This is a genomic window from Micromonospora sp. URMC 105 (genome assembly GCF_051386295.1).
Lineage (GTDB): Bacteria > Actinomycetota > Actinomycetes > Mycobacteriales > Micromonosporaceae > Micromonospora.
Window position 1 is genome coordinate 1 of sequence record NZ_JBPQTL010000146.1, and the last position, 10134, is coordinate 10134.

Below are 10134 nucleotides of genomic sequence, written 5' to 3' on the forward strand. Positions count from 1 at the left end.
CTGACTGGGGCCACGGTGGCGGTGCCGGGCGACCGCACCACCGCGTACCTGCTCTTCCGGCTCTGGTCGGCCGAGCGCCCCGCCGCAGGGCAGCAGGTGGTAGTCCTCCAGCAGCCAGGGCAGCGCCGCGTAGCTCACCTTCACCAGGTCGAACGCGCCCCGCTCGGCGGCCGTGTTGGTCACGTCCACGTCCGCGTAGGTCACCTCGACCGGCGGCGCGCCGGGCACCCGCCCGTGCACCAGGGCGTGGAAGACGAACGTGTCGTTGGGGCAGGGCGAGATCGCCAGGGAGAGCGCCACGCTCCCACGGTAGCCCCGCGCCCGCGCCCCACTCCATCCCGCCCATTCCCTGTGACCCCGCCCGCCGCCGTCCGCCGTCCGCCGTCCACCGCCGTCCGCAGCCCGCCGCCGTCCGCCTTTTGACGCCGCCTGCCGAGGCCCCGGACGTCCCGGTGTCGCAACCCGCCGGTCTTCGTTGCGGCCGAGGGCATGAGGGGTGAGTGTGTCGCTAGCGACTTGATGACGTGGATGGATCAGCGGTACCACGGTCCGGAGCATGCACAGCGTCGGTGCCGGGCACCGGGTCTGCCCTGGATGGTAAATGGATCATGAGGAGTCGCCTCGCTGCACGGCGTGAGGGGACGCCCTCGATGCCGGCGGTGATCGAGCCGCGACTGCGATGGCGGAGACAGCTGCTTCCTGCCGGCTCAGCGAACCGCACGTGGCGTTGCCATGCCGATTCCTGCCAGCCGGCACAGTCAGCTGCACGTGGCGTTTGCCATGCCGTTCCTGCCAGCCGGCACAGTCAGCTGCACGTGGCGTTGCCATGCCGGGCGTCAGCGGGCGCTCCAGCGCGCGCCTTGTGGTTCGGTGTCGGTGACTCATCCATGCCATCAGGTCGCTAGCGCCTCACTCGAGCCCCTTGTCCCCAGCTCCGAGCGTTGTCCACAGGGTTTTCCACAGGTTGGGGCCGACTGTTGATTACGGGAGGTGACGCGGTCGAGCATGGTCCAGTGACAGATCCGGCACCCATGGTCGATCTCGGCGCGACGCTGCGGGCGCTGCGCCGGCATGCCGACCTGAGCCAGCGGGAGCTGGCCGAGAAGTCGGGGGTGCCGCAGAGCACCATCGCGCGGATCGAGTCGGGGCGGACGGTCGACCCCGGGTTCCGCACGGTCGAGCAACTCGTCAGGGCGGCGTCCGGCCGGTTCGGTTGGTTGTCAGCCGCACCGCGCGAGGAGCTGTCCGGCGGGGCCGAGGAGGTGTCCGGCGGGGCCGAGGAGCTACCTGGCGGGGTGCTGCCGGCCGTGCCGCACGAGGAGCTTCGGGACGGCGCGGGGCGGCATTGCCCCGCGCACCTGGACGCCCGGGAGGTACGGGAGCCGAAGGACTGGCCGGGCGCCTGGTGGGCGCACGTCTACCACCTGCCGCCCGAGCGGTGGCTGACGCCGTTGCCCGCCGTCACCTATGAGCGGAACCGGGAACGCCGGGACCGGAGCCGTCGGAGGGAGCGGGTCCGGCGCGAGGTCCGGGTGCGGCGCGTCGGCGGCGACGAGCTGCCGGCGACGGCCTGGCGTCTGGTCGCCGAGCTGCCCGACGGCGAGCTGGTTGGCGAACTTCGGGCGCACGAGCGCAGCGTGGACCTTCTGCTGGGCCACGACCTCGGCGATCAGCGGGAGCTGCTGCTCGACGGCGTGCTGGTCGCCGCCGAGTACCGAAGGCTCGGCATCGGGCGCCGACTGATCGACCTGCTCGGCACGGAGATGGACCGGGTCGGCGTCACCACCGTCCACGCGATCGCCGATTTCGGCGGGATCCCCTTCCTGCTCGCCTGCGGCTACCGCCTCGAGGCCAGTCGACCCGCAGCGCTCCGGCTCGACCGGCCCGTCAGCGCAGCGCCCGGGCAGCCGCCGTCAGGGCGGTGAACGCCTCCCGCATCCGCCACGACCCCCTGTCCCGGGGGCCGATCGGGTTGGAGATGGTGCGCAGCTCGACGAAGGGCAGACCGGCGTGCGCGGCGGCCACCGCCACGCCGTACCCCTCCATGGCCTCGGCCACCGCGTCCGGGTGACGATCGGTGAGGGCGCGGGTGCTCGCGGCCGTGCCCGTCACCGTGCTGACCGTCAGCACCGCGCCGACGACTGCCTCCGGCAGCGCCGCCCGCAGGCCGCCCAGCAGCCCGGGGTCGGCGTCGACAGTCGGCCCGCCGCCCAGCAGCTCCGGCGGCATGCCCAGCTCGTCGACCGGGATGAAGCCCTCCGGCGACTCCGCGCCCAGGTCGGCGGCGACGCTCCGGGTACCGAGCACCGTCGCGCCCACCGCCACCCGACCGGCGAAGCCGCCACCGATCCCGGCGCTCACCACCGCCCGGTACGGGCGACCGGCTGCCTCGGCCAGCGTCAGCAGCCGCGCGGTGGCGGCACCGGCCACCGCCGGACCGACCCCGACCGGCCGTACGGTCACCGTCGGGTCGGTGAGGCCGGCCCGGATCGCCTCGGCCTCGGCCGGCACGGCGGTCAGCACCAGCAGATTGGTCACGACACCGACCCCGGGGACTCCCGCCGCTGCTCGTCGTCGGTCCCGCCGGGCCGCGCCACCGCCGAGGAGGGCCGGTAGATGTGGTACCCGGGCGGTGCCAGCGCGCTGTCGTCGGGGGCGCGGTGGCCGGTCGGCGCCGGTGAGGTCGGCGCGGCCTGGGCGGCGGCCGCCGTGGCGGCGTCCTCCGCCGGGTCCGGGCCGCGCACACCCGCGTCCCGCCGAGCGGCGGCCGGACCCGGCCCGCCGCCGTCCGGCCCGGCCGGGTCCGCCGCACCGCGGGCCTCCGCCGGGCTGCGGGCCTGCGTCGCACCGCGGGCTTCCGTCGCGCTGCGGGCCTCCGCCGGGCCGTGGGCCTCTCCCGGGTCGGGGGGCGCGGCCTGCGCCGCCTCGTCGCGCTCGGCCAGTTCCTCGTCGGTGAGCGGGCGGCCGATCAGTCGTTCGCCGCGCAGCCGGCCGGCGACCACGATGCCCCGGGCGGCGGCGAGCACGCCCACCCCGGCGGCGACCGCGACGCCCACCCGCCCCTCGAACGGCACCAGGCCGAGACCGCCACCGGCCACGAAGGCCAGCATCAAGGCGGTCTCCGAGTGGGCGAAGGAGCTGGCCCGCAGCCGCTCCGGGATGCGCTCCTGGATCGAGGCGTCCACGGCCAGCTTGGCGATTCCGCTGCTCATCGCGGCCACCAGGCAGAGCACCGCGACCATCGGCAGGGAGAACTTCAACGCCGCCAGGACCGCCACCCCGGCCACGATGACCATCGTGCTCGACTGGATCGCGGCGGGCCGGTGTATGCGCAGCCGGGTGCCCAGCGCGGTGGCCAGGAAGCCGCCGACCGCCAGCGCCCCGCCGACCAGGCCCAGCGCCGCCTGGTCGTTGAGCTCGCGACCGAAGAAGTCGGTGTCCAGATCGCCCTTCTTCAGCGCGAACGCGAGGAAGAGCAGCAGGAAGCCGTAGAGCGCGCGCGGCGCCGCCGCGCCGATCAGGGTGGCGATCACCAGGCGGCCGGCCGGACGCCCCCGGCCGAGGGGCCGGTCCCCGTCGCGGCGCAGCGCCCGCAGCGGACGGGGCACCCGCTCCGGCGGGTCGGAATCCGCCCGGGGTGGCAGCCGTAGCGCGATCACCATGCCGACCAGGAAGATCACCGAGGCGACCCGGAGCGGCCACTGCGGCCCGAACCAGAAGGCGGCCAGCCCGATCGGCACCACCAGCGCGCCGGCCACCGTGCCGTAGACGCTGGCCCGGGCACCGACCTGGGACAGGCCGAGCCCCTCGGGCAGCAACCGCGGCACGGCCGCCGAGCGGGCCACCCCGTACGCCCGGGAGAGCGCGAGCACGCCGAACGCGGCGGGGTAGAGCCCGAAGCCGCCGATGTAGTCCGAGATCAGCCAGGCCAGGAACGCCCGGCCGAGCATGGTGGTGGCCAGGGCGTACCGGCGGCCGTGCCGGAAGTGGTCGAGCAGCGGGCCGACCACCGGCGCGAGCATGGCGAACGGCACCATCGTGACGAGCAGGTAGAGCGCCACCTTGCTGCGCGCCTCACCGAGCGGGACGTCGAAGAAGATCGTCCCCGCCAAGCCGATCGCGATCAGCGTGTCACCGGCGCAGGAGACCGCGTGCAGATCGAAGAGGCGGACCATGCCGACCTCGCCGCCGGCGCCCTTGGCCCGGGCCGATCCGGCCCGCCGGGTCATCCAGCGTCCGCCACTGACCGAACCGCGGAAGAGCAGACGGACGGCGCGAATGCCCGTGCCGACGGTCCGTCCGAGCACGGACCGCCCGGAGCGGGAGGAGAGCGGCATGTGCACCATCCTCGCCCATCTGATCCACGCCCGTCGCGCCACCGGGGTAAGACGTCATCGGGGAGTCCCTGTCGGGCGGCGACGAGCATGGGGAACAATGGACGGGTGACCAGGCCCGCCTCCTCCCGCGCCGCCCGCCTCGACCAGGTCTGCGCCGCCGCCGTCGACCTCGCCCGCGACGCCATCACCGAGGTGGAGCCCTCCGACGTCGGCGACCACCTGCGCGCCGTCGCCGAGGGCGACCGGGTCGTCACCCACTACTTCGAGTGCAAGCTCGCCGGCTACCGCGGCTGGCGGTGGGCGGTCACCGTGACCCGGGTGCCGCGCAGCAAGCACGTCACGGTCTGCGAGACCGTGCTGCTGCCCGGCTCGGACGCGCTGCTCGCCCCGGGCTGGCTGCCCTGGCAGGAGCGGCTCAAGCCGGGCGACCTCGGCCCCGGCGACCTGCTGCCCACCGCGCCGGACGACGAGCGGCTCGCCCCCGGCTACCTGCTCTCCGACGACCCGGCGGTGGAGGAGGTCTCCTGGGAGCTCGGCCTCGGCCGGCCCCGGGTGCTGTCCCGGGAGGGGCGCACCGATACCGCCCAGCGCTGGTACGACGGCGACCACGGCCCGGCCGCGCCGATCTCGGTGGCCGCGCCCGCCGCCGCCCGCTGCGGCACCTGCGGTTTCTACCTGCCGCTGGCCGGCGCGCTGCGGCAGTCCTTCGGCGCCTGCGGGAACTTCTACGCCCCGGACGACGGCCGGGTGGTCAGCGCCGACCACGGCTGCGGCGCACACTCCGAGGCCGTGGTCGAGGCGGCGGAGTCCCCGGTCGACGAGATGCCGACGATCTACGACGACAGCGCGGTGGAGGCCGTGTCGGTCAGTCGCGCGCCGGGCTCGGTGGAGACGGGCGAGCCGGCGGAGCCGTACGGCCACTCCTGACGGTCAGCCCCGCGGGGCGGATTCGCGGCGGCGGCGCCGGTTGGCGTCGTGCCGCATCATCACGGCCAGGCCGGGAAAGCCCCACAGGAAACCAGCCAGGCAGATCCAGAGCCAGTTCTGGTGCCCGTGCTCGGTGAGCCAGCCCCGGAAGAAGACCAGCAGGACCAGGCCCACCACCGCCCAGGCGATCAGCCCGGCCACCGCGAACGGGACCATCGGCGGGTCGAGCGGCTCGGGCCGCGGCGCTTGCTGCTGGGGCACGGGCAAAGCGTACGCGATCAACTTTTGCTGCCCGCCCCTGATCTGGGACGATGCGCGCGACAACGGAAGATCACCTGCGAGGGACCTGATGGCCATTGCGCCGCCGGACAACGGCACTCCACCCGATCCCGCCCACCCCCGCACCGGTTTCGACCGGTTCTTCGAGATCTCCGCCCGTGGTTCGACGCTGAGCCGCGAGGTACGGGGTGGTCTGGCCACCTTCTTCACGATGGCGTACATCGTGGTGCTGAACCCGCTGATCCTGGGCGGTGCCGTCGACGGCGACGGCCAGAAGCTCTCGATCCCCGCACTGGCCGCCGCGACCGCCCTGGTCGCCGGCCTGATGACGATGCTGATGGGAGTCGTCGGACGATTCCCGATGGCGCTGGCCGCCGGCCTCGGCGTGAACGCGCTGGTCGCGTACGAGATCGCCCCGGAGATGACCTGGGCGGACGCGATGGGCCTGGTGGTGATCGAGGGTGTGATCATCGGCGTGCTGGTCCTCACCGGCCTGCGTACCGCGGTCTTCCGCTCGGTTCCCACCCAGCTGAAGACGGCGATCGGCGTCGGTATCGGTCTCTTCCTCACCATCATCGGCCTGGTCGACGCCGGCTTCGTCCGGCGGCTCCCGGACGCCGCCAACACCACCGTGCCGGTGGGCCTGGGCATCAACGGCAGGATCGTCAGCTGGCCGATGCTGGTCTTCGTGGTCGGCCTGCTGGTGACCCTGGTGCTGGTGGTACGCCGGGTGCGCGGCGCGATCCTGATCGGCATCCTGGCCTCGACCGTGCTGGCGGTCGTCGTGGAGGCGATCGCCAACGTCGGGCCGTCCTTCGTCGACGGCAAGCCCAACCCCAAGGGCTGGTCGCTGAACGTGCCGGAGCTGCCCAAGCAGGTGGTGGACCTGCCCGACCTGTCGCTGCTGGGCAACTTCAACGTGCTGGACTCGTGGAGCCGCGCCGGCTGGCTGGTGCCGCTGATGTTCGTCTTCACCCTGCTGATCACCGACTTCTTCGACACCATGGGCACGATGGTGGCGATCGGCCAGGAGGGGGACATGCTCGACGAGCGGGGCACCCCGCCGCGGGCCAAGGAGATCCTGCTGGTCGACTCGATCGCCGCGGCGGCCGGTGGCGCGGCGAGCGTCTCCAGCAACACGTCGTACATCGAGAGCGCCGCCGGTGTGGCGGAGGGTGCCCGGACCGGCGTGGCCAACCTGGTCACCGGCGCCCTGTTCCTGCTGGCGATGTTCCTGGCGCCGCTGTCGGTGGTGGTGCCCTTCGAGGCGGCCTCGACGGCGCTGGTGGTGGTCGGCTTCCTGATGATGACCGCGGTACGCACCATCGACTGGACCGACTACGAGATCGCCATTCCGGCGTTCCTCACCATCACCTTCATGCCGTTCACCTACTCGATCTCCAACGGCATCGGCGCCGGCGTCATCAGCTACGTGGTGCTGAAGCTGGCCAAGGGGAAGGCGCGGGACATCCACCCACTGCTGTACGGGGTGGCCGCGCTCTTCGTGCTCTACTTCCTGCGCGGGCCGATCGAGTCCGTGGTGCTGTAGCTCCACTCGCCGCTCCGGGCCGGGGCCGAAATCGGGTACCCGGCCCGGAGCAGCACAAACTCCCTCGTGAGCGTGGTCATATCGCATGTCGTTAGCCAGGCTCATTAGTTATGCTAACTACTGTGACGGAGCGGACGGTGACGGCGAAAAGCGTGCCACCGGCGCAGCTGGCCCCCCAGCTGCGTGATGCGATCACCCGACTCAACCGGCGGGTCCGACAGGCCCGCCCGGTCGGCGACCTGACGGTCACCCAACTCTCCGCGCTCACCAGCCTGAAGCTGGCGGGCGCGCTGACGCCCCGGGAACTGGCCGACGTCGAGCGGGTGCAGCCACCGACGATGACCAAGATCGTCGCGAAGTTGGAGGAGCGCGGCCTCGTGCAGCGCACCCCCCACCCGACCGACGGTCGTCAGGTCATCCTGGCGGCGACCGAGGGGGGACGGGCCGTGCTCGACCAGTTCGAGCGGGCCCGCGACGAGTGGCTGGCCAGCCGGCTGGCCGCGCTCGACGAGGACGAACGCGACACGCTGCGGCGGGCCGCCGAGATCCTCCAGCAGCTCGCCAGGGCCTGACCGCACCCGTACCTCGGGGTCCGCACCGTCCGCCGTGGATGAGGCGTACCACCGAGGAGGCGCACCAAGAGTGCAGGCGAAGCTGAGCACGATGTTCCAGTCCCTACAGGTCCGTAACTACCGGCTATTCGCATCCGGGCAGCTGATCAAGCTGATCGGCGTCTGGATGATGTTCATCGCCCAGGACTGGCTCGTCCTCGAGCTCTCCGACGACTCCGCCACCGCGCTCGGGGTGGTGACCGCACTCCAGTTCACCCCGGTGCTGCTGCTCACCCTGCTCTCCGGCCGGCTCGCCGACCGGTACGACAAGCGGCTGCTGCTCTTCGTCGCCAACGCCTTCTGGACGGTCCTCGCGCTCGCCATGAGCGTGCTGGTCCTCACCGACCTGGTCCAGCTCTGGCACGTCTTCGCCTTCGCCGCCCTGCTCGGCGTCGCCAACGCCGTCGAGACCCCGGTCCGGCAGGCGTTCGTCTCCGAGCTGGTGGGCATGTCGCTGCTGCCCAACGCGCTCTCGCTCAACGCGGCGGTGTTCAACTCGGCGCGGATCGTCGGCCCGGCCGTGGCCGGTCTGGCCATCGCCGCCTTCGACGTCGGCCCGGTGTTCCTCTTCACCGCGGTCAGCTCGATCGCCCCGCTGGCCACCGTGGTGCGGATGCGCCCCGCCGAACTGCACCGCAAGGACCTGCCGCCGGTCGGTGAGCGCGACTCGGCCAAGGTGATCGACGGGCTGCGCTACGTCTTCCGCCGGCCCGACCTGCTGCTGCCGATGGCGGTGATGTCGGTGGTCGGGATGACCCTGTTCAACTTCCAGCTCACCCTGGCCGCGCTGGCCAAGACCGTGTTCCGCACCGGCGCCGCCTCGTTCGGCCTGTTCAGCACCGCGCTGGCGATCGGGGCCCTGGTCGGGGCGCTGTCCGGCACCGGTCGGCGCAGCCGCCCCTCGGTCTGGCTGGTGCTCGGCGCGGCGGTCGGCTGTGCCGTCTTCGGCACCCTGGTCGGGCTCGCGCCGGCGTACTGGCTGGTGGTGGCGCTGCTGCTGCCCACCGGCTTCTTCATGGTCTTCTTCGCCCAGGCCGCCAACCAGCGGGTCCAGCTCGGCGTCGACGCCGCCTTCCGGGGCCGGGTCATGGCGCTCTGGGTGCTGGTCTTCCTCGGCACCAACCCGGTCGGCGCCCCACTGATCGGCTGGGTCGCCGAGACCTACGGCGCCGGGGCGAGCATCTGGATCGGTGGCCTCATCTCGCTGGCCACCGCGCTGCTCGCGCTGGCCTGGCAGCTTCGCCGCTCCGGGGCCCGGCTGCGCTTCCGGGTGCTGCCGATGCCCCGCTTCTACGTGGTCCCGTCGCTCGACCGCTGAGCGCCGCGCCGCCGGCCCGCCCCGCCATCCGCCGGGAGCGGGCCGGTTTCGTGTTCGGATACCGGCATTCCGGTAGCGGGAGCCAGGCGTGGGGCTTAGCGTCGATGTGTGGCAGGCGGTGGCGCACTGGCGCTGGTACTCGCGTTCCTCGCGGTGGCATGCCTGCCCGCGGCGTTCGCCCTGCTCTTCTGTCTCGACGAGATCATCGACCGGGTCGCCTGCGGCTGGGCCGAGTGGCGCGACGGGCGCCGCGAGCGCCGCACCATCGCCCGGCTGGATCGGGCGGTCGAGGCGGACGCCCTCACCCGGGAGATCGACCTGACCCAGCTCGACCGGGCCGACCGGCAACCCCTGGAACGCATCGCCGCCGACCTGCGCCGCCTCGGCGGGCACCGGCTCGCCGCCCGCGGCCGTTCGGTGGTCTGGCACACCTCGGTCATCGACGCGTACGACGACCGGCTCCGGGCCGCCTGCCGGGCGCTGGGGATCACCGAGCACCTGACCGAGCTGACCGGCGTCGACCGGGAGATCGAGCGGGTGCGGGTAGAGGGGCTGCTGGTCCAGGCGGGGCTGGTGCTGCCGGCCGCCGCCGCCGGCCGCCGACCCCGCCACCGGTGGGCGTGAGACTCTTCGTCGCGGTCTATCCGCCGCCCGCCGTGGTCGCCGACCTGACCGACCGGATCGCCGGGCTGCGGGTCGGCGCCGCGTCCGCCGCCGGGATCAACGTACGCCTCGCCGACCCGGCGAACCTGCACGTCACGCTCGCCTTCCTCGGCGACGTCGAGGCGGACCGCCTGGTCGACGTGGAGAGCACGCTCGGGCTCGCCGCCGAGACGTCCCGCGCCGGACGGGACGGCGCGCCCCGGCTCCGGCTCGGCGGGGGCGGCCGGTTCGGCCGGGGCCGCTTCACCGTCCTCTGGGTGGACCTGCTCGGCGACGTCGAGGCGCTGCACGTGCTGGGCCGGCTGATCCGGATGGGGCTGCGCCGCAACCGCCTCCCGCACGACGAGAGGCCGTTCCGCCCGCATCTGACCATCGCCCGCCCCGGCGACCGGATCGACCCCGCCGACGTGGAGGCCGACCGGGTCGCGCTCGGCGACTACACCGGGCCGG

The 10134-nt window shown here is 73.3% G+C and carries 10 protein-coding genes and 2 pseudogenes; 7 read left to right on the forward strand and 5 right to left on the reverse strand.

Features of this window, described 5'->3' with window-relative positions; all coding sequences use genetic code 11:
• The coding region (locus ACSNN7_RS27525; RefSeq protein WP_436683944.1) for an MqnA/MqnD/SBP family protein at nucleotides 1-300 on the reverse strand (300 nt) is incomplete at its 3' end.
• Nucleotides 301-1013: 713 nt separating this feature from the next.
• Here ACSNN7_RS27525 and ACSNN7_RS27530 point away from each other — a divergent pair.
• Nucleotides 1014-1925, forward strand: coding sequence for a GNAT family N-acetyltransferase (locus ACSNN7_RS27530; RefSeq protein WP_436683946.1), 912 nt, complete (start codon nucleotides 1014-1016; stop codon nucleotides 1923-1925).
• Here ACSNN7_RS27530 and ACSNN7_RS27535 read toward each other — a convergent pair.
• The 3 genes and pseudogenes from ACSNN7_RS27535 to ACSNN7_RS27545 all read right to left on the reverse strand — a co-directional run.
• Complete coding sequence (locus ACSNN7_RS27535) at nucleotides 1888-2538, reverse strand: futalosine hydrolase (RefSeq protein WP_436683947.1); 651 nt, start codon at nucleotides 2536-2538, stop codon at nucleotides 1888-1890. The genes ACSNN7_RS27530 and ACSNN7_RS27535 overlap by 38 nt on opposite strands.
• A pseudogene (locus ACSNN7_RS27540) lies at nucleotides 2535-2807 on the reverse strand (hypothetical protein); the annotation flags it as partial. The gene ACSNN7_RS27535 and the pseudogene ACSNN7_RS27540, both read right to left, overlap by 4 nt.
• 90 nt (nucleotides 2808-2897) lie before the next feature.
• A pseudogene (locus ACSNN7_RS27545) lies at nucleotides 2898-4337 on the reverse strand (MFS transporter); the annotation flags it as partial.
• An 87-nt stretch (nucleotides 4338-4424) separates the two neighbouring features.
• On the opposite strand from ACSNN7_RS27545, the gene ACSNN7_RS27550 reads away from it, so the two are divergent.
• Nucleotides 4425-5264, forward strand: a complete 840-nt coding sequence (locus ACSNN7_RS27550) for a DUF3027 domain-containing protein (protein ID WP_436683948.1) — start codon at nucleotides 4425-4427, stop codon at nucleotides 5262-5264.
• 3 nt (nucleotides 5265-5267) lie between these two features.
• Here the strand turns inward: ACSNN7_RS27550 and ACSNN7_RS27555 are convergent, their stop codons facing one another.
• Nucleotides 5268-5525: a DUF2530 domain-containing protein gene (locus tag ACSNN7_RS27555; protein WP_436683949.1), complete on the reverse strand. Its 258-nt coding sequence runs from the start codon at nucleotides 5523-5525 to the stop codon at nucleotides 5268-5270.
• An 88-nt stretch (nucleotides 5526-5613) separates the two neighbouring features.
• On the opposite strand from ACSNN7_RS27555, the gene ACSNN7_RS27560 reads away from it, so the two are divergent.
• From ACSNN7_RS27560 to thpR, 5 genes are all read left to right on the forward strand, one after another.
• Nucleotides 5614-7092: an NCS2 family permease gene (locus tag ACSNN7_RS27560; protein ID WP_436683951.1), complete on the forward strand. Its 1479-nt coding sequence runs from the start codon at nucleotides 5614-5616 to the stop codon at nucleotides 7090-7092.
• Nucleotides 7093-7214: 122 nt separating this feature from the next.
• Nucleotides 7215-7664 carry a MarR family winged helix-turn-helix transcriptional regulator gene (locus ACSNN7_RS27565; RefSeq protein ID WP_436683952.1) on the forward strand — a complete coding sequence of 150 codons (450 nt, stop codon included), beginning with the start codon at nucleotides 7215-7217 and terminating at the stop codon, nucleotides 7662-7664.
• A 70-nt stretch (nucleotides 7665-7734) separates the two neighbouring features.
• Nucleotides 7735-9021 (forward strand): MFS transporter, encoded by a 1287-nt coding sequence (locus ACSNN7_RS27570; protein WP_436683953.1) that lies wholly within the window; start codon nucleotides 7735-7737, stop codon nucleotides 9019-9021.
• A 108-nt stretch (nucleotides 9022-9129) separates the two neighbouring features.
• Complete coding sequence (locus ACSNN7_RS27575; RefSeq protein WP_436683954.1) at nucleotides 9130-9645, forward strand: hypothetical protein; 516 nt, start codon at nucleotides 9130-9132, stop codon at nucleotides 9643-9645.
• The coding region (gene thpR, locus ACSNN7_RS27580) for an RNA 2',3'-cyclic phosphodiesterase (RefSeq protein ID WP_436683955.1) at nucleotides 9642-10134 on the forward strand (493 nt) is incomplete at its 3' end. The genes ACSNN7_RS27575 and thpR, both read left to right, overlap by 4 nt.